The sequence below is a fragment of the Gordonia sp. CPCC 205515 genome, from assembly GCF_048537925.1.
Lineage (GTDB): Bacteria > Actinomycetota > Actinomycetes > Mycobacteriales > Mycobacteriaceae > Gordonia.
This window is the reverse complement of the sequence record NZ_JBCLVJ010000016.1, coordinates 71,390-89,874: the sequence shown is the minus strand read 5'-3', so window position 1 is coordinate 89,874 and position 18,485 is coordinate 71,390. Positions and strand designations below refer to the sequence as shown.

The window sequence follows — 18,485 nt, the reverse complement described above, 5'->3', positions numbered from 1 at the left end:
ACCACCTAACGAGGCGATCTGAGCAATGTCAGTGGACGACACCACCGGCGTCGGCCGGGGCTCGACGGAGATCCCGTCGGGCCCCGGGGCCGACGGCCCTCACCCCGACCTGCCCCCGGACGAACGCGAACTCGAAGAGCAGCTCCACCCGGGACTGCGCTCGCACCGCGGAGCGATGGGCGACCGGATATTCCTGTATCTCGCCAAGGGCACCGGTGTCTTCGTCATCATCCTGATCGCCGCGATCGGCGTATCGCTGGTGATCGACGCGATCCCGTCGATCACCGCCAACCACGCGAGCTTCCTGTTCTCCTCGCAGTGGAACGTCGGCGCCGACGACTTCGCCAACGACACCGTCAACTTCGGCATCTGGGAGCTGTTCCGCGCCACGATGCTGACGTCGTTCTTCGCGCTGTTCCTGGCCACGCCGGTGGCCATCGGCATCGCCGTGTTCCTGGTCGAGTACTCGCCGGCACGCATCTCCCGGCCGCTCGCCGCGGTGATCGACCTGTTGGCCGCAGTCCCGTCGATCATCTTCGGCCTCTGGGGCATCTACGTGCTGGCGCCGGTCATCGCGCCTTTCGCGGAGTGGCTCAACAGCACCTTCGGCTGGTTCTTCCTCTTCGCCACGGGTAAGGCGTCGATCGCCGGCGGCGGCACGATCTTCACCGCAGGCATCGTGCTCGCGATCATGATGCTGCCGATCATCACCTCCATCACCCGTGAGGTGCTGCGCCAGACCCCGAGCGGACACAAAGAGGCGGCGCTGGCGCTCGGCGCCACCAAGTGGGAGGTCATCCGGATGACCTCCTTCCCGTACAGCCGCTCGGGCATCATCGCGGCGTCCATGCTCGCGCTCGGCCGTGCACTCGGCGAGACGATCGCGGTCATGATCATCCTGAGTGCGGCGGTCGGCCGGCTCAAATGGTCGCTGTTCGAGGGTGGTGACACCTTCGCCTCGAAGATCGCCCGCGACGTCGGTGAGTTCGTCGGCAGCCGCGACGTGCAGAGCGCCTACATCGCCGCCGGTCTGGTGCTCTTCGTCCTGACGTTCGTCGTGAACGCGATCGCCCGTTCGATCGCCGGTGGAAAGGTGAACGGATGACGCTCACAGCTGACGAGTTGGCGGGCAGCGGACCCGTCAAGCAGAGTCCGTCCGCCTTCCGCGACGTCTCGACCGGCCGACGGCTGCGCAACAACGGCGCGCTGATCATCTTCGCGGCCTGCTTCGTCGTCGGCGTCATCCCGCTGGTGTGGCTGCTGTGGACGGTCATCTCGCAGGGCTTCCAGGCGATCACCGATCCCAACTGGTGGTTCGGCAACGCCTACGGCGTGGACACGACGACGCAGTACGGTGCCGGCATCTCCCAGGCGATCATCGGCTCGCTCATCCAGGTGGCCATCGCCACGCTCATCTCGGTGCCGATCGCGGTGATGACCGCGATCATGCTGGTGGAGTATCCGACCAGCAAGCTGGTCAAACCCGTGAGCTTCATGGTCGACATCCTGGCCGGCGTCCCGTCGATCGTGGCGACCCTGTTCATCTTCACCGTGTTCGTCATCGGGCTGTCGATGGGGCAAAGCGCGTTCATGGTGAGCCTGGCGCTGATCCTGCTGATGGTGCCGATCGTGGTGCGTTCCACCGAAGAGATGCTCAAGCTCGTGCCGGACGAACTCCGCGAGGCGTCCTACGCGCTCGGTATCTCCAAGTGGAAGACGATCGTGCGGATCGTCGTCCCGACGGCGCTCTCAGGCATGCTGTCGGGCATCTTCCTCGCGATCGCCCGCGTCATGGGCGAGACCGCGCCGGTGCTGATCCTGGCCGGGCCGGCGAGCTCGCAGGTCCAGACCGACCCGTTCTCCGGCGGGATGAGTTCGCTGCCGCTGTTCATCAAGGACATGTGGGCCGCGGGGCAGCCGGCGTCGTCGTTCTACTACTGGGGTGCCGCGCTGACGCTGATCATCATCATCGCGATCCTCAACATCATCGCCGCGCTTCTGTCGAAGTACCTGGCGCCCAAGACCAAATAGCCCACCCGGCTCGAGAACCAGCTAGCAAAGGTACGTCCCATGGCCAAACGCCTCGACATCAAAGACCTCAACATCTATTACGGCAAGTTCCACGCCGTCAAGGACGTCACCCTGTCGGTTCCGCCGCGCAGCATCACCGCGTTCATTGGACCGTCGGGCTGTGGCAAGTCAACGGTGCTGCGCACCCTGAACCGGATGCACGAAGAGGTGCCGGGCGCGTACGCGGTGGGCAGCGTGTTGCTCGACGGCGAGGACATCTACGCCAAGGGCATCAACCCGACCGCGGTGCGCACCACCATCGGCATGGTGTTCCAGCGTCCGAATCCGTTTCCCACCATGTCTATTCGCGACAATGTGGTGGCCGGGCTGAAGCTGCAGGGCATCCGGAACAAGAGCCAGCTCAACGAGGTGTGTGAGCGCAGCCTGCGGGGCGCCAATTTGTGGGAAGAAGTCAAGGACCGCCTCGACAAGCCCGGCGGCAGCCTCTCGGGCGGACAGCAGCAGCGTCTGTGCATCGCCCGCGCGATCGCGGTGTCCCCGGACGTGCTGCTGATGGACGAGCCCTGCTCGGCGCTGGACCCGATCTCCACACTCGCGATCGAGGATCTGATGGGCGAGCTGAAGAAGGACTACACGATCGTCATCGTGACCCACAACATGCAGCAGGCCGCCCGCGTCAGCGACCAGACGGCGTTCTTCAACCTGCCCGGCGTCGGAAAACCGGGTGAGCTGGTGGAGATCAGCGACACCGAGACGATGTTCTCGAACCCGACGAAGCGGCAGACCGAGGACTACATCTCTGGCCGCTTCGGCTGACGATTTCGCGTCTACGACGGCAAACGCCGCGGGTCCCACAAGGGACTCGCGGCGTTTGTTTTACAGCTGGAAGACGAGGACCAGGAGCACGGCGATCAGTGCTGCGGTGACCCCGGCGTAGAGGAGGATCTGTCGACGGTGCGCGGCAGCGGCGGCCGGATCGGACACTGCGTGGACGGCCTGTTCCGTGGATTGATGACCCATTCGGCCACCCTAGCCCGGTGAGGTGCGGGTGAGAAAATTGTCACCCGCCACTCGTGAGCACCATCTCAGCGATCCATACCTCGCGGTGTGGATCGCATTATGCGCGTCGTGTGTCAGGACACTTCGAGGAACTGCTCCGGGGTCTGGCCGGTCGCCTGGAACACCACGCGGCGACCGATCAGCACGGCGTGATCGGCGAAGCGCTCGTAGTAGCGACCGAGGAGCGTGACGTCGACGGCCGCGGCCACCCCGTGGCTCCAGTCCCGGTCCATCAGGACGGTGAACAGGTGTCGATGCAGGTCGTCCATCGCATCGTCGTCCTCTTGCAGCCGGATCGCATCCTTCGGGTTCTGCGAGTGCAGCACCTCGCGGGCGGTCTCGGCGAGCTGGACGGCCAGGCGGCCCATCTCGGCGAAATAGCCGTTGACCTCTTCGGGAAGCGCCTTGGCCGGGTGACGGCGGCGGGCGACCTTGGCGACATGCAGGGCCAGAGCACCCATGCGGTCGACGTCGGCGACGATCTGGAAGCCACTGACGATTCCGCGCAGGTCTCCGGCAACCGGTGCCTGCAGCGCGAGCAGCGCGAACGCCTGTTCCTCGGCGCGTGCCGACAACTGACTCATCCGGTCGTTGTCGGTGATGACCTCCTCGGCGATCGCGAGGTCGGCTTGCAGCAGGGATTGGGTCGCACGCGCCATCGCACCGCCGGCAAGTTCACACATCTCACCGAGCGTCGAATTCAGCGACTCCAGCTGCTCATGGTACGCATTACGCATACGCTCTAGGGTACTTCGTGAGGGCTGGGATCCCCATTTGCCACGATGAACTCCCCATGAACGGCGCATGCCGAATGAATCGGCCGGTCCGAGAGGGCATTCTCAGGAGCAAGCGGTGTTGCCCGCGTTGGTAACGGCCAGGTCGTTGGGCAGGCCCGAGACGCTGACAACGGCGGGTAGTTGCTCGACCGAAATGGTTTCACCCTCGGTCGGTGCGGACCCGACGGAGCCGGTGAAGTTCTTGCCGAGGATGACCTCGACACCGGACTTCACCGTGCTGTCGAGCTGGATCGACGCACCCGGGAACACCTTGGCGATCGTCGCCGCGGCATCCTGCTCCCCGGCGCCGTAGCGGATGACCGTGTCGTCGCGGTTCTCCGACGCATCGGCGACGCCGCGCACATCGAAGCCGAGCGGGGTGAGCTGATCGGACACCTCGGCCGCCGATCCCGAACGTCCGGTGCCGTTGAGCACCCGCACCCCGATGTTGCCGGGGCTCTGCGCGGTGGCCGTCACCCGTGTCGGCGTGTTCTTGGTGGTCGACGCCGCCGCGGTCGACGACTTGCTGCTCGACGAACTCGAGTCGTCCTTCTTGGCTTGCTCGCCGGGGAGCGGCTCGTCGTCGATGATCGCGTTGAAGATCGCGTTGATGCCGTCTTCCCGCGGGATCTCGTTGTTCTGGCCGTCGGTCGACGTGCCGGAGGTCGGCACCGTGACGAAGGTGACCCGGCCGGCCTCGATGCCCTGCATCGATTCGGCGAGGTTCAGCAGCGACTGGGTGTCGACGCCGTCGACGAAGCTGTACTGGATGAACGTGTTGACGATGCTGTTGAGCTTGCTCGGATTGGACAGCACGTTGCCCGACAGGGTGGACCGCAGCAGCGACGACATGAACAGCTGCTGGCGTTTGATGCGTCCGTAGTCGCCGTTGCCCTCCGACGCGATGCTGCGGGCCCGGACGTAGTTCAGGGCACGCTTGCCGCGCAACTTCTGCTGACCCGGTTTGCGCAGGATCTGGCCGAGTTCGTAGTCGTAGAGCGGGGCGGTCGAACAGACCTGGACACCGCCGACCGAGTTGACCACCTTCTCGAAGCCGTAGAAGTCCATGGCGATGAAATGGTTGATGTTGAGTCCGCTCATCGCGGTGATGACGCTGACCAGGCACTTGGGTCCACCCGCGGCGTAAACGCTGTTGAGCTTGACCGAACTCTCGGCGGCGAGGTCTTCGCCGTAGGTGCCGCTGTCGTTGTCCCAGGTCTGGCAGTCGGGGCGGTCGACCTGCAGGTCCCGCGGGAACGACACCGCGACCACGCGGCTGCGGTTGGCCGGGATGTTGACCAGGATGATGGTGTCCGACCGGGCGCCCTCGGCGTCGGCGGTGGTGCCCGCGCCGACGTTCGAGTTCTGGCCGCTGCGGGTGTCGGTCCCGACGATCAGGTAGTTCTCGTCGCCGTACTGCTGATCTTTCTTGCGAATGTTGGAGTCTTCGGGGTTGACCGCGTTGATGGTCTTCCAGTTGCCGTTCCACGACTGCAGGTAGCCCCACACGAAACCGGTACCGACCAGCGCCATCACGCAGGCGATTGCCACCAGGATGCGGCCGGTGACGGTGACGTTGCGGGTGAGGTTGCGGCGGTCCTTGGGCCCGGACGCCGGGTGGCGTCGCGGGCGGGAGCGCGGCGGGATGGTGTCGGAGAGGTCGGGGGTCGGCTGCAGCGGACGGCGCGGGATGGCCGTCGTGGTCTCCGCGGCTCGGCGGTCGGCGGCCCGGACCTCGGGCGCAGGGGTGTCGGTGGTTGCCGCGGGCTCCGGCGACGGAGATGACGGCGATGGCGACGACGGTGCGGCCGGCGGTTCGCCCGCGTCGGGCAGACCCTGGCCCCGGGACTCCTCGGTGACCCGTCTGCGGGTCGCGTCGTCGGACAGGTCGACGTCGTCGAAGGTGGCGCGCGCCCGGATCGGGGGGATCTGCTGGGTGACGTCGTTCTGACCGGGAGTAGCCCCCAGGTCGCCGAACCGGTGAACCTGGGTCGGCGCGTCGTCGGCGGGAGGTTGCGGCGCGGCGGGAGGTTGCGGTGCGGGACGGCTCGATGCGCTGCGGGCGTCGTCCGCGCCCTCGGCGTTCATCTGTTCCATGAGCTCACGCACGGTGAGCCGGGTGCGGCCACGTACGTAGCGGTCGGTGGATTGCGGTTCGTGCAGTGCGCCACCGGCGGCCGGATTGTTGCCGTGGGCCGGAGCGTCGTTGCTGCGGGCCTCGCCGAACATCTCGGTGAAGTCGTTGGCGCCGCCGGATCGGCCGGCGCGCCGACTCCGACGGGGCTTCTTACTCCCGTCGGAGGGCTCCGGTGTTTCCGGCCCCGATGTCCTACGACTCACTCACGTTCCCCTTGAACCCCGACTTCGATGCGGCCCTCCTTCTGGGAGAAACTGCGCACCACTACACCGTCCTGCGCACGCAAGACTTCGGGTCATAGTACTGATCCCACCTGAGAACACATCTCAGCTACCGCCACGACACGCATGGTGAACTGCGGAAAGCGGACTATTCGCGCTACCGGGACACCGCGGTCAGCCGCCGGAGTGCATGATCTCGGCACCCTCGGGCACCACGTCCTCGTCCGGGTCGTCGAGCCATCCCTCGGGCAGCGCGACCTTCGCCGGGGATCCCTGCCGCCCGCGCGGCCCGTGGCCGTCCTCGGGGAACGAGGCGTCGGCCGGAAGCGTGCCGACGAGTTCGGCGAGTTCGTCGACGGTGCGCACGAGTGCCAGCCGATTGCGGAGATCGGACCCGGCGGGGAAACCGCGCAGGTACCACGCGACGTGCTTGCGGATCTCGCGCATGCCCTTGTCCTCGCCATGATGGTCGGCGAGGAGCTGGCCGTGGCGCACGATGATCTGCGCGACCTCGCCCAGATTGGGCGCGGCGGGTGCGTCGAAACCGTTGAGGTGAGCCGACAGTTCGGCGAACAGCCAGGGTCGGCCCAGGCAGCCGCGTCCGATGACCACGCCGTCGCATCCGGTGTGGCGCATCATCGCGACCGCGTCGGCGGGCTCGAAGATGTCGCCGTTGCCGAGGACCGGCACGTCGGTGACATGTTCCTTGAGGCGCGCGATCTCGTCCCAGTCGGCGGTGCCCGAGTACCGCTGTGATGCGGTACGGGCATGCAGCGCAACGGCTTTCGCTCCCTCTTCGGCGGCGATCCGGCCGGCATCGAGGTGCGTGTGGTGGTCGTCGTCGATGCCGATGCGGAACTTGACGGTGACCGGGATGTCGGTGCCCTCGGTGGCCTTGACCGCGGCAGCGACGATACGTCGGAACAGCTTGCGCTTGAACGGGATCGCCGAGCCGCCACCCTTACGGGTGACCTTGGGGACGGGGCAGCCGAAGTTCATGTCGATGTGATCGGCGAGATCCTCGTCGACGATCATCTTCGCCGCCGCGTACGTGTTCTCCGGATCCACGGTGTAGAGCTGCATCGACCGCGGGTTTTCGTCGGGCCCGAAGGTCGTCATGTGCATGGTGACCGGATGGCGTTCGACGAGCGCCCGGGCGGTCACCATCTCGCAGACGTAGAGGCCGGAGACAGTGCCGGTGCGCGCGAGTTCGAGTTCACGACACAGGGTGCGGAACGCGACGTTGGTGACGCCGGCCATCGGCGCGAGAACCACCGGACTGGCGAGTTCGATGGAGCCGATGGACAGCGCGGAACCGGCGCCCGCGGTGGAAACCGTGGGCGCCGGTGCGGCAAGCGTGGTGGTACTCAGGACGCCTTCTGCTCCCGCTTCTTGGCCTCGCGGGCGAGCGACCGATCACGCATCTCTTCGAAGCGGACGGTGTCCTTCTCGAGCTGCTCGAGGAAGGCGGCGAGCTCCTCGCGGGTCTGCTCGCCTTCACTGGTGAAGTCCTCGCGCTCGAAGACGTTCCACTTACGCAGCACCGGCATGATGACCTCTTCGAGGTGCTGGCGCAGGTCATAGATGCCGTGCTTGGCCATCAGAACGCCGTTGCGGCGGAAGTTCGGCATGCCGGCGCCGGGCATCTGGAAGTTGGTGACGATGTCGGTGACCGCGCGCAGGGTCTGATCCGGCGAGATGTCCATGCCCGCACCACAGATGTTGCGGTAGAAGATCATGTGCAGGTTCTCGTCGGCGGCGATGCGCTGCAGCATACGGTCGGCGATCGGGTCGTTGCAGGCCTTGCCGGTGTTGCGGTGGCTCACGCGGGTGGCGAGCTCCTGGAAGGTGACGTAGGCGACCGAGTGCAGGATGCCGAGCTCGTCGGCGTGCTCCTCGAGTTCCTCGGTGCGTCCGGCGGCGGCCAGCATCGGGTCGTAGCCGTTGGTCATGTGGATCATCCGCGCCTCTTCGAGGGCGACGGGATCGACGCCGCGGGTCACCACGAGGTAATCGCGCATGACGATGCCGTGGCGGTTCTCCTCAGCGGTCCAGCGTCCGACCCAGTGGCCCCAGGCAGAGTCCATGGAGAAGTTGTCGGCGATCACCCGGTGATAGGAGGGGAGGTTGTCCTCGGTCAGCAGGTTGGTGACCATCGCGGCCTTCGCGACCTCGTCGAGCTTCGACTGTTCCGGGTCGTAGTCGACACCGCCGAGCGCGGCGTAGTTCTTGCCCTCATCCCACGGGACGTAATCGTGGGGATTCCAATCGCGAGCGGTCTTGAGGTGTCGGTTGACGTTGTCCTCGGCGACCGATTCCAGCTCCTTGAGGAGTTCCAGTTGGGTCAGCACGCGTGCCATTGATGTCCTCCGAACGGTGATCCGTTGTCTCGATGTCGTCTGGAAATGTCGTGGTGAGGGCCGCACCCCTGGTGACCATGGCGTCGGGATTCCCCGTGAGCCCGGTGTCGCTGGTCAATCACCCAGCGTACGGCACGGGGTGGGATCGGCCCAAGTTCCTGGTTACGGTGTCGTAGCCGGAGATCGCGACGTTACGCCACTCCCATCGCGTCTCGCGGTAGTGTCGGTCACGTCGGCGACGATTCACAGGCAACGTGCAGGAGTGGTCTGTATCCCCGTCACCGTCGGGCGAACATTGCGCCGGTCGTCTCCATCCAGCGGGTCGCGGGCTCGTCGAGGGTGCCGAGTTCGGCGGACCGCCGACACCAGTGCATGGCCGCCTGACCGAACTCCAGCGGGTTGTAGACGTCCTCCTCGCAACTCCACAGCCCCTCACCTGCGTAGGTGAGGATCGTGAGGTTGGTCGCCGAGATCACCGAGCCGTCGCCGGGATCGCGCATCGGGTTGTCGACCTCGCAGATCACCCGGCTGGTCGGGACGTCGACGACATGCCACAACGACGGATAGCCGGTCATGTGGCTGCCGGGGAAGGCGGTCATCGTCTTCCAGATCCAGGCGCGGATCTCCTCGCGGCCGGTCATCGTGCCGAAGGCGTGCTCGATGTAGGTGGCGTCGACGGTGAACATGTCGGCGAACCGGTCCCAGTCGCGGCTGACCGCGATCTCGGCGACGGTGCGCTGGAAGTCGGCGAAGGCCGCATCGAGCTCGGCGTGGGTGAAGGTACTCATCGAGACCTGAGCTTACTAGAACACGTTCTAGTAAGCTCAGGTCTGCTCAGGTTCAGTGGCTGAAGCCCTGTTTCACGCGAGGCTCCGGCATCGGGGCGTCGAGGCTGTCGAGGTAGTCGACCGACTCGCGGAGATCGCGCATCAACGTGCCTGCCAGATCGTGCGAGAGACCGTTGCGCACGACGATGCGCACGACGGTCTGATCGCCCAGATTGTCGGGCATCGGGTAGGCGGGCACCAGCCAGCCGCGTTCGCGCAGCTGGGCCGACAGATGGTGGAGATCCCAGTTCTTCGTGTAGCCGTCGGCCAACTGCCAGGCGAACACCGGGATGTCGGTGCCGTCGCTGCGCAACGTGAACGCGTCCATCTTGCCGATCTGCGATGACAGGAATGTCGCCACGTCCTGGCAGTTCTGCTGGACCTCCCGGTAGCCCTCGAAGCCGAGGCGCAGGAATTGGTAGTACTGCAGCAACACCTGGGCGCCCGGGCGGGAGAAGTTGAGGGCGAAGGTCGGCATGTTGCCGCCGAGGTAGCTGACCCGGAACACCAGGCTCTCCGGCAGCAACGACTCGTGGCGCCACACCACCCAGCCGATGCCGGGGTAGACGAGTCCGTACTTGTGGCCGGACATGTTGATCGACGCGACCCGCGGCACCCGGAAGTCCCACTCGAGGTCGGGCTGCAGGAACGGGGCGATGGAGGCGCCGGAGGCCCCGTCGATGTGGATCGGGATGTCGAGCCCGGTGTCCTTCTCGATCGCATCGAGGGCGGCGGCGATCTTGGTGACGGGCTCGTAGGCGCCTGTGTAGGTTTGGCCCATGATCGCCACCACGCCGATGGTGTTCTCGTCCACGTAGGACGCGAGGTCGTGGCCGTCGAGCACCAGATGTTCCTCGGAGACAGGCACATACCGTGCCTCGACCTCGAAATAGTTGCAGAATTTCTCCCAGCACACCTGAACCGCCGAGGACATGATCAGGTTGGGCACGCCGACCGGTTTGCCCTCGGCCTTGCGTTTTTCCGACCAGCGTCGTTTGAGGGCGAGGCCGCCGAGCATCGCCGCCTCCGACGACCCGATCGTCGAGGTACCGATCGCCTTCGTCGGATCGGGCGCGTTCCAGAGATCAGCAAGCATTGTCCAGCAACGGGTTTCGATGGCCGCAGTCTGCGGGTATTCGTCCTTGTCGATCATGTTCTTGTCCGCCGCCTGCAGGTACAGGCGGTCCGCGTACTCGTCCATCCAGGTCCCGACGAAGGTGGCGAGATTCTGCCGAGCGTTGCCGTCGAGCATCATCTCGTCGCGGACGATCTGATAGGCGGTCTGCGGGTCGGATGGTCCGTCGGGGAGGGCGAAGCGGGGGAAGTCGGTCGCCTCGCCGGGGCGGGTGAACAACGGGTTGGCATTGACCGGAATGTCGGATACCTCTTTGCGATCCACGTTCAGGTGATGATGCATGACGTTCAACCTACGACGAAGGACTACGCCGTACCTCATACTTCCGGCATGATTGCGGCAGGGAGTTGTCCGTGAGTGAGGGGTGGTGGGCGCAATGCAGCGTCTGAGTGGGCTCGACGCGTCGTTTCTGTATCTGGAGACGCGATCGCAGCTCATGCATGTCATCGGATTGATCGAGATCGACCCGAGCACGATGCCCGGTGGGTACAGCTTCACCAAGCTGCGCACCGAGCTCGAGCGGCGGATCGAGGCGCTGCCGACCTTCCGTCGCAAGCTGGACAACACCGTCCTCAACATCGATCATCCGGTGTGGATCGAGGACGACGACTTCGACATCGAACGACACGTGCATCGGATCGCGGTCCCTGCACCGGGTGGGGAGCGCGAGGTCGCCGAGCTGTGCGGGCATCTGGCCGGCCAGACCATGGACCGCGGCAAACCGCTGTGGGAACTGTGGGTCATCGAGGGCATGTCCGACGGCAAAGTGGCCGCGATGCTGCGCATGCACCACGCCGGCGTCGACGGGGTGACAAGTGCCGATCTGCTCGGTCAACTCTGCACCATCACACCGGATGCGCCCGACCTCGACGCCGAGAAGCTCAAGGAGACCGCCGGGCCGTCGTCACGCACCACCATGGCGGTGGGTGGCGCCATCAATTACTTTGTGCAGCGGCCACTTTCGATGGCCAAGTTGATCCCCAACACGGTCGCGGTGCCGGTCGGATGGTTGCGACGAACCCGCTCCAAGACGGCGATGCCCGCACCGTTCCAGGCGCCGCGCACCCGCTTCAACGCGCCGATCACCCCGCACCGGACGATCGCGCTCACCCAGCTCTCGCTCGACGACATCAAACGGGTGAAGGACCGGTTCGGGGTGAAGGTCAACGACGTGGTGCTCGCGATGGTCGGCGGCGCGATGCGGCGTTACCTCGACGAGCACGGGGAGTTGCCGGACGCGCCGCTGGTCGGCATGGTCCCGGTATCGGTGCACGGCGCCGACGAGCGCGATCTGGTGGTCGAGGGCACCAACAAGGTGACCGGCATGTTCACCCTGCTGCCCACCGATCTCGACGACCCGGTCGAACGGCTCGAGATGGCCGCCGAGCAGTCGCGCAAATCCAAAGAGCACCATGCCGATATCGACGCCAACATTCTGCGGGCGTGGGCGCAGTTCGCGCCCGCCACCACGATGTCGACGGCGATGAAGTTCTACGGCGACCGGAAGCTCTCGCTGCGGCATCCGCCGATCTTCAACGTCCTCGTCTCCAACGTCGCCGGGCCGGACTTCCCGATGTACTTCCTCGGGTCACGGGTGACCGCGATCTATCCACTGGGTCCGATCTTCCACGGGCTCGGCATCAACGTCACGGTGTTCTCCGCCGACGGCAAGCTCAACGTCGGCATCCTCGCGTGTACCGATCATGCCCCGGACGTCTGGGAGATCGCGCATGCCTTCGACGAGGAGCTCAAGCAGTTGCTGGAGCAGTGCGACTGACCGCCCTCGATCCCTGAGGTGCGAGGCGCCAGCCGAGCCCACCCGATCCCTGAGGTGCGAGGCGCCAGCCGAGCCACGAAGGGCGCCGCCGCGCCTTGACGCAGATCAGAGCGCGTCGAGCCACACCCGGCTCGACGCGTCGCTCGGGGAGCGCCAGTCGCCGCGCGGGGAAAGTGAACCGCCCGAACCGATCTTGGGACCGTTGGGCATCGCGGTGCGCTTGAACTGGTTGCTCATGAACCGCTTGAGGAACACACTCAGCCAGCGTTCGATGGTGGCCGCGTCGTACTGATTGCGGTCGTCGTCGGCAATCATCTCCGACCACGGACCCCGGCCCCGGTCGCCCCAGGCCTGCGCCGCCAGGTAGGCGATCTTACTGGGGCGGTAGCCGAATCGGGTGTGGTAGTAGAGGAAGAAGTCGTGCAGCTCGTAGGGGCCGACGGTGTCCTCGGTACTCTGCACCGCGCCGTCCTCGCCCGGCGGCACCAACTCCGGGGTGATCACGTCGCCGAGGATCTCGGTGAGCGCGCCGGTGGTCTCCGCGGAGTAGGCGCCGGTGTCGATCATCCACCGGATCTGATGCTGGATCAGGGTTTTCGGCACCGACGAGTTGACGTTGTAGTGCGACATCTGGTCGCCGACGCCGTAGGTGCACCAGCCCAGCGCCAGCTCGGACAGGTCGCCGGTGCCGAGCACGATGCCACCGAGGTGGTTGGCGAGGCGGAACAGATGGGAGGTGCGTTCGCCGGCCTGCACGTTCTCGAAGGTGACGTCGTAGACCTTCTCGCCGTCGGCGTACGGGTGGCCGAGGTCGGCGAGCATCTGGATGCACGACGGCCGGATGTCGAGTTCGGTGCCGGTCACGCCGAGCGAATCCATCAGTACGTGCGCACGTGCCAATGTGGCTGAGCCGGTGGCGAATCCGGGCATCGTGTAGGCCAGGATGTTCGTGCGCGGCAGGCCGAGTCGGTCGAAGGTCTCCACGGCGACGAGGAGCGCGAGGGTGGAGTCGAGCCCGCCGGACACGCCGATGACGATCTTCTCGATGCCGGTGGCCCGCAGTCGGGCGGCGAGGCCCTGCACCTGGATGTTGCGGACCTCCCGGCAGCGTTCGTCGCGGTCGGCGGTACCGGCCGGCACAAACGGGAAGCGGGGTACGACGCGACGCAGGGTGTCGTCAACGTCGTCGGTGGCACCGAGCGTGAATCGGATGCGGCGCAACGGTTTCAGATCCGACGCGAAGTCGCCGACCTGGTCGCGCAGGCTGATCATCCGCATCCGTTCCTGGCGCAGGCGGTCGAGATCGACGTCGGCGGTGATCACTTGGTCGTCCATGGCGAACTGCTCGGTGCGGGCGAGCAGCGTGCCGTTCTCCGAGATCAGTGCGTCACCGTCCCACGCGAGATCGGTGGTGGACTCGCCGAACCCGGCGGCGACATAGATGTGGGCGGCGACGCATCGCGCGGAGTGGCTGGTGCACAAGGACTTCCGGTAGGACTCCTTGCCGATGGTGACCGGGCTGCCGGACAGGTTCGCCAGGACCGTCGCCCCGGCCAGCGCCGCCCAGGTGCTCGGCGGGATGGGCACCCAGCCGTCCTCGCAGATCTCCACGTGTACCGCGAAACCCTCGACGTCGGTGGCCTCGAAGATGAGGTCGGCCCCGAACGGCACCTCGCTGCCCAGCACGGTCGCGGTGGTGACCGCGGCGTCGCGGGCGGCGGAGAAGTAGCGCTGCTCGTAGAACTCCCGGTAGTTCGGCAGATACGACTTGGGGACGACGCCGAGGATCGCGCCGTCGTGGATCACCGCCGCGCAGTTGTAGAGTCCGTCGCCGACGATCAGCGGGAGCCCGACGGCGATCAGCGGCCGCAGGTCCTTGCTGGCCTCGACGATGCGCGCGAGGCCGGCCAGGCAGGCGTCGAGGACGGCGTCCTGCTGGACGAGGTCGTCGATCGAGTAGCCGCACAACCCGAGTTCGGGGAACACAACCAGGCCCGCACCCTCGGCTGCCGCGGTGCGCAGCAGTTCGAGGGTGCGGTCGGTGTTGGTGGCCGGGTCGGCGATGGAGACGACCGGCACCGCCCCGGTGATCCGTGCGAAACCCTGTTGGTAGACAGACACGGATCGAGCCTACTGGTTACAACCCCATGTCCTTGGCGATGATCGTCTTCATCACCTCGTTGGTGCCGCCGTAGATGCGGGACACGCGGGTGTCGGCGTAGAGCCGGGCGATCGGGTACTCCAGGATGTAGCCGTAGCCGCCGTGCAACTGCAGACACTTGTCGATGACCTTGCCCGCGGTCTCGGTGGCGAACAGCTTCGCCCGCGCGGCGTCGGGCACGGTGAGTTCGCCGGCATTGTGCGCCTCCAGCGCCCGGTCCACGAACACGCGGATCGCCTCGACGTCGGCCGAACATTCGGCGAGCACGAACTTGGTGTTCTGGAACGACGCGACCGGCTTGCCGAACACCTCACGTTCCTTGGTGTAGGCCAACGCGTGCTGCACCGCGGCCGCGGCGGTCGCCGACGCACCGATGGCGATGGTCAGGCGCTCCTGCGCCAGATTGCGGGTGAGGTAGGAGAAGCCCTCGCCCTCCTCGCCGAGGCGATCTTCCACGGGCACCTTCACTCCGGTGAACGAGAGCTCCGCGGTATCTGACGCCTTGAGACCGATCTTCTCCAGCTTCCGGCCGACCGCGAACCCTTCGGACGTGGTGTCGACGACGAGGATGGAGAGTCCGGCGCGGCGGTTGCCCTCGTCGAACGGGGACGTGCGGCAGACGACGAGGACGCGGTCGGCGAGCGCGCCGCCGGTGATGAAGGTCTTCGCGCCATCGAGGACGTAATGGCTGCCGTCCTCGGACAGTTTCGCGGTGGTGGCGATGTTGGCCAGGTCGGATCCGGTGCCCGGTTCGGTCATGGCGATCGCGAACATGATGTCGCCGGAACAGAATCCGGGCAGCCACCGCTGCTTCTGCTCGTCGGTGGCGTTCTCCATGAGGTACGGCAGGATGAGGTTGGCGTGCACCGAGTAGCTGCCGAACGTCACCCCGGCCGCCGTGGTCTCTTCGGCGATCACCAGCGAATAGGTGAAATCGGTTGCGCCACCGCCGCCGTACTCCTCGGGTGCCTCAATGCCCAGCACCCCGAGCTCGCCGAGCCGGTTGTAGAACTCGCGATGCGGGTGACCCTGCTTCTCCCACTCGGGATATTGCGGAACCACCTCTTTGGCGATGAAGTCGCGGATGGTCTTGCGGAAGGTTTCGTGATCCTCGGTGAACACGTTGCGCTGCATGGTTTTTCCCCTCGACTCGGTGATTTGGTTCAGTTCTCGCGGTACTCGCGCAGTAGGCCTTTGCTGATGATCTGTTTCTGGATTTCGCTGGTGCCCTCGCCGATGAGCAGGAAGGGCGCTTCGCGCATGAGGCGTTCGATCTCGAATTCCTTGGAGTAGCCGTAGCCGCCGTGGATGCGGAAGGCGGCCTGGGTGACCTCCGAGCAGTATTCGCTGCACAGGTATTTGCTCATGCCGGCGGCGACGTCGTTGCGTTCGCCGGTGTCCTTGAGGCGCGCGGCGTTGACCATCATCAGGTGTGCGGCTTCGACTTTGGTGGCCATCTCGGCGAGGCTGAACGCGACCGCCTGGTGTTCGGCGATGGGCTTGCCGAAGGTGTTGCGCTGCTGGGCGTATTTGACGGCGAGTTCGAAGGCGCGTTGGGCCACACCGCAGGCACGGGCGGAGACGTTGACGCGGCCGACCTCGACGCCGTCCATCATCTGTCCGAAGCCCTTGCCGGGGGCGCCGCCGAGGATGTCGGTGGCCGGGGCGCGGTAGTTGTCGAAGATGAGCTCGGTGGTGTCGATGCCCTTGTAGCCCATCTTGTCGATCTTGCCGGGGATGGTGATCCCCGGAACGACCTCACCGAACCCAGCCGGCTTCTCGATGAGGAAGGTGGTCAGGTTCTTGTGCGGCTTGGCCGCGCCTTCCTCGGTGCGCACCAGCGCGGCGACCAGGGTGGAGGTGCCGCCGTTGGTCAGCCACATCTTGGCGCCGTTGATGAGGTAGCCGTCGTCGCCGTCCCGCTTGGCAGTGGTCTTGATGGCGGCGACGTCGGAGCCGAGTTCGGGTTCGCTCATGGAGAAGGCGCCGCGGATCTCGCCGGTGGCCATCCGCGGCAGGAAGCGTTGCTTCTGTTCGTCGGTGCCGTGCTGACGCAGCATGTAGGCGACGATGAAGTGGGTGTTGATCACCCCGGACACGCTCATCCAGCCGCGGGCGAGTTCCTCGACGCACAGGGCGTAGGTGAGCAGCGATTCGCCGAGACCGCCGTATTCGTCGGGGATCATCAGGCCGAACAGTCCCATCTCGCGCATGCCGTCGACGATCTCGGTGGGGTACTCGTCGGCGTGTTCGAGTTCCTGGGCGACCGGGATGATCTGTTTGTCGACAAACCGTCGGACGTTGTCGACGATCTCGGTCTGAATATCGGTGAGACCCAGGGTCTGGGCAAGACGAGTCATGGTCTCAGCATGCACCGACGGTGATCGTCGCGGAACGAGTCGATCGGCTAACGGTGCGATAGCGCCAGCCAATGAACCCTGCTCAATCGGCGACGATGTCCGACTCATAGGTTTCGCCACCCGATCTCTTCGCCGAACCGGCATTGCTCGCGAACCGGACAGCAGGTTTGAATCGGGACAGCTGTGATCCAGCGCACGTTCTTGCTCACGCGATCTCTCCCCGCGAACCACCTCGGAAGGAATCCGACATGACCACACGCGACTCCGCATCGACTGCGGCGCCGTCGGCCACCGGCCTCGACGGGCCGGACCCCGGCAGCGAATCACGTCGACGGGCGTGGAGCCTGACCGCACTCCTCGTCAGCCTCTACGTCGTCAACTACGCCGACAAGGCAGTGCTGGGCATCATCGCCCAACCGCTCGCCGAGGAACTCGGGCTGCGATCGTCGCAGATCGGCCTGGTCGGCAGTCTGTTCTTCCTGACCTTCACCATCGGCGGCTTCTTCGCCGGCGCACTCAACCGCTGGCTGTCGCTGCGGTGGGCGCTGGTCGCGCTCGCCCTGTGCTGGGCGGCGGCGATGCTGCCGTTGGTCGCGGTCGCAACCTTCGCGGTGTTGATCGTGAGCCGCCTGTTCCTCGGATTGGCCGAGGGCCCGAGTTCGGCGCTGCTGCACACCGCCGCCTACTCGTGGCATGCCCCGGCTCGACGCGGCCTGCCCAGCGCCCTGCTCGCCGGCGCCGCATCGATCGCCAAGATCGCCATCGCACCGGTCCTCGCGATCATCACCGTCTCGCTGGGATGGCGGGCCGCGCTCGTCTCGCTCGCAGTCGCCGGTGTGCTGTGGTGCGTCATCTGGCTGGCCAGCTGGCAGGACGGACCGTACATCGCGAGCAGCAAGAAAGCCGCGCCGGTCGACGAGGAACCGTCGGTGCCGTGGCGTCGCATCCTCACCACCCGCACCTTCATCAGTGGTGCGCTGCTGGTGATGAGCGTGTACGCGCTGGTCACCGTCGTGCTGACGTGGCTGCCGTCGTACTTCGAGGTGGGCCTCGGATACTCCAGGCTGCAGGCCGGTTCGATGTTTGCGCTGCCGTCCATCGTCGGGTTGATCCTGGTGCTGACCACCTCGGTCATCTCCGACCGGATGATCTCCCGCGGTGCCACCATGCGAAAGCTGCGGGTGATCTTCCCGGCCAGCGGTGTCGTGATCGGTGGTCTGCTGCTGGTCGCGCTGCCGTCCATCGGCACCCCGGCGCTGGCCGTCGCGGTCGTCTCGATCGGTTACGGCATCACCGCGATTGTGTTCCCGCTGCTCAACGCCGCGATCTCGGAGATCTGCCCGCCGAAGCAGACCGCAGGCACGCTGGGTGTCTTCCTGGCGATCATGGCCATCGGCGGGCTGATCGCGCCGTACGCCACCGGCGTCATCGTCGACCATGCGTCCACCCCGGCGGCCGGTTACGCCACCGCGTTCCAGATCCTCGGTCTGATCGCCGCGGTCTGCGCCGTCCTCGCGCTCATCTTCGCCAACCCCGAGCGGGACAAGGCTCTGGTGCGCGGCCTCGTGCCGGCGCAGCAGTCATAGCCCAGCAGTCATGGCGCGGGAGTCATAGGTACCGCCTCATCGATCGTGAGCAGGA

15 protein-coding genes are annotated in these 18,485 nt (G+C 66.0%); 5 read left to right on the top strand and 10 right to left on the bottom strand.

Features of this window, described 5'->3' with window-relative positions; genetic code table 11:
• Positions 1 to 25 precede the first annotated feature (25 nt).
• Genes pstC through pstB form a run of 3 tightly spaced genes read left to right on the top strand, consistent with a single transcriptional unit; the run spans position 26 to position 2,847 of the window.
• On the top strand, positions 26 to 1,105 hold the full coding sequence (pstC, locus tag AAFP30_RS22635) for a phosphate ABC transporter permease subunit PstC (RefSeq protein ID WP_419232273.1): 1,080 nt from the start codon (positions 26 to 28) through the stop codon (positions 1,103 to 1,105).
• Positions 1,102 to 2,031, top strand: coding sequence for a phosphate ABC transporter permease PstA (pstA, locus tag AAFP30_RS22630; RefSeq protein ID WP_419232271.1), 930 nt, complete (start codon positions 1,102 to 1,104; stop codon positions 2,029 to 2,031). The genes pstC and pstA overlap by 4 nt, the downstream gene beginning before the upstream one ends.
• 39 nt (positions 2,032 to 2,070) lie before the next feature.
• Positions 2,071 to 2,847 carry a phosphate ABC transporter ATP-binding protein PstB gene (gene pstB, locus AAFP30_RS22625; protein WP_419232270.1) on the top strand — a complete coding sequence of 259 codons (777 nt, stop codon included), beginning with the start codon at positions 2,071 to 2,073 and terminating at the stop codon, positions 2,845 to 2,847.
• A gap of 60 nt (positions 2,848 to 2,907) precedes the next feature.
• Here pstB and AAFP30_RS22620 read toward each other — a convergent pair whose 3' ends face one another.
• The 7 genes from AAFP30_RS22620 to AAFP30_RS22590 form a co-directional block, all read right to left on the bottom strand.
• Entirely contained in the window at positions 2,908 to 3,051 is a 144-nt protein-coding gene (locus tag AAFP30_RS22620) for a hypothetical protein (protein WP_419232269.1), read from the bottom strand.
• 113 nt (positions 3,052 to 3,164) lie between these two features.
• Positions 3,165 to 3,827: a phosphate signaling complex protein PhoU gene (gene phoU / locus AAFP30_RS22615; RefSeq protein WP_419232268.1), complete on the bottom strand. Its 663-nt coding sequence runs from the start codon at positions 3,825 to 3,827 to the stop codon at positions 3,165 to 3,167.
• 102 nt (positions 3,828 to 3,929) lie between these two features.
• A complete protein-coding gene (locus tag AAFP30_RS22610) occupies positions 3,930 to 6,206 on the bottom strand; it encodes an LCP family protein (protein WP_419232266.1) in 2,277 nt (758 codons plus the stop codon).
• A 192-nt stretch (positions 6,207 to 6,398) separates the two neighbouring features.
• Positions 6,399 to 7,532 (bottom strand): tRNA dihydrouridine synthase DusB, encoded by a 1,134-nt coding sequence (dusB, locus tag AAFP30_RS22605; protein ID WP_419232436.1) that lies wholly within the window; start codon positions 7,530 to 7,532, stop codon positions 6,399 to 6,401.
• Positions 7,533 to 7,591: 59 nt separating this feature from the next.
• On the bottom strand, positions 7,592 to 8,584 hold the full coding sequence (locus AAFP30_RS22600) for an acyl-ACP desaturase (RefSeq protein WP_419232265.1): 993 nt from the start codon (positions 8,582 to 8,584) through the stop codon (positions 7,592 to 7,594).
• A 278-nt stretch (positions 8,585 to 8,862) separates the two neighbouring features.
• Complete coding sequence (locus tag AAFP30_RS22595) at positions 8,863 to 9,372, bottom strand: nuclear transport factor 2 family protein (RefSeq protein ID WP_419232264.1); 510 nt, start codon at positions 9,370 to 9,372, stop codon at positions 8,863 to 8,865.
• 52 nt (positions 9,373 to 9,424) lie between these two features.
• Positions 9,425 to 10,828 (bottom strand): glutamate decarboxylase, encoded by a 1,404-nt coding sequence (locus tag AAFP30_RS22590; RefSeq protein WP_419232263.1) that lies wholly within the window; start codon positions 10,826 to 10,828, stop codon positions 9,425 to 9,427.
• A gap of 94 nt (positions 10,829 to 10,922) precedes the next feature.
• Between AAFP30_RS22590 and AAFP30_RS22585 the strand changes: the two genes are divergently transcribed.
• Entirely contained in the window at positions 10,923 to 12,323 is a 1,401-nt protein-coding gene (locus AAFP30_RS22585) for a WS/DGAT/MGAT family O-acyltransferase (protein ID WP_419232262.1), read from the top strand.
• 105 nt (positions 12,324 to 12,428) lie between these two features.
• Here the strand turns inward: AAFP30_RS22585 and AAFP30_RS22580 are convergent, their stop codons facing one another.
• The 3 genes from AAFP30_RS22580 to AAFP30_RS22570 are packed head-to-tail and all read right to left on the bottom strand — an operon-like array spanning position 12,429 to position 16,844.
• Complete coding sequence (locus tag AAFP30_RS22580; protein ID WP_419232261.1) at positions 12,429 to 14,444, bottom strand: NAD(+) synthase; 2,016 nt, start codon at positions 14,442 to 14,444, stop codon at positions 12,429 to 12,431.
• Positions 14,445 to 14,460: 16 nt separating this feature from the next.
• Positions 14,461 to 15,618, bottom strand: coding sequence for an acyl-CoA dehydrogenase family protein (locus tag AAFP30_RS22575; protein WP_419232260.1), 1,158 nt, complete (start codon positions 15,616 to 15,618; stop codon positions 14,461 to 14,463).
• Positions 15,619 to 15,647: 29 nt separating this feature from the next.
• Positions 15,648 to 16,844, bottom strand: coding sequence for an acyl-CoA dehydrogenase family protein (locus tag AAFP30_RS22570; protein WP_419232259.1), 1,197 nt, complete (start codon positions 16,842 to 16,844; stop codon positions 15,648 to 15,650).
• A 248-nt stretch (positions 16,845 to 17,092) separates the two neighbouring features.
• Here AAFP30_RS22570 and AAFP30_RS22565 point away from each other — a divergent pair, with 248 nt between their 5' ends.
• Positions 17,093 to 18,430 carry an MFS transporter gene (locus tag AAFP30_RS22565; RefSeq protein WP_419232258.1) on the top strand — a complete coding sequence of 446 codons (1,338 nt, stop codon included), beginning with the start codon at positions 17,093 to 17,095 and terminating at the stop codon, positions 18,428 to 18,430.
• The last annotated feature ends 55 nt before the right edge of the window (positions 18,431 to 18,485 follow it).

Bases quoted from the DNA above. Each gene is read 5' to 3' on its own strand.
- pstC (WP_419232273.1), top strand. From the start codon at position 26: ATGTCAGTGGACGACACCACCGGCGTCGGCCGGGGCTCGACGGAGATC.
- pstA (WP_419232271.1), top strand. From the start codon at position 1,102: ATGACGCTCACAGCTGACGAGTTGGCGGGCAGCGGACCCGTCAAGCAG.
- pstB (WP_419232270.1), top strand. From the start codon at position 2,071: ATGGCCAAACGCCTCGACATCAAAGACCTCAACATCTATTACGGCAAG.
- AAFP30_RS22620 (WP_419232269.1), bottom strand. From the start codon at position 3,051: ATGGGTCATCAATCCACGGAACAGGCCGTCCACGCAGTGTCCGATCCG.
- phoU (WP_419232268.1), bottom strand. From the start codon at position 3,827: ATGCGTAATGCGTACCATGAGCAGCTGGAGTCGCTGAATTCGACGCTC.
- AAFP30_RS22600 (WP_419232265.1), bottom strand. From the start codon at position 8,584: ATGGCACGCGTGCTGACCCAACTGGAACTCCTCAAGGAGCTGGAATCG.
- AAFP30_RS22595 (WP_419232264.1), bottom strand. From the start codon at position 9,372: ATGAGTACCTTCACCCACGCCGAGCTCGATGCGGCCTTCGCCGACTTC.
- AAFP30_RS22590 (WP_419232263.1), bottom strand. From the start codon at position 10,828: ATGCATCATCACCTGAACGTGGATCGCAAAGAGGTATCCGACATTCCG.
- AAFP30_RS22585 (WP_419232262.1), top strand. From the start codon at position 10,923: ATGCAGCGTCTGAGTGGGCTCGACGCGTCGTTTCTGTATCTGGAGACG.
- AAFP30_RS22575 (WP_419232260.1), bottom strand. From the start codon at position 15,618: ATGCAGCGCAACGTGTTCACCGAGGATCACGAAACCTTCCGCAAGACC.
- AAFP30_RS22570 (WP_419232259.1), bottom strand. From the start codon at position 16,844: ATGACTCGTCTTGCCCAGACCCTGGGTCTCACCGATATTCAGACCGAG.
- AAFP30_RS22565 (WP_419232258.1), top strand. From the start codon at position 17,093: ATGACCACACGCGACTCCGCATCGACTGCGGCGCCGTCGGCCACCGGC.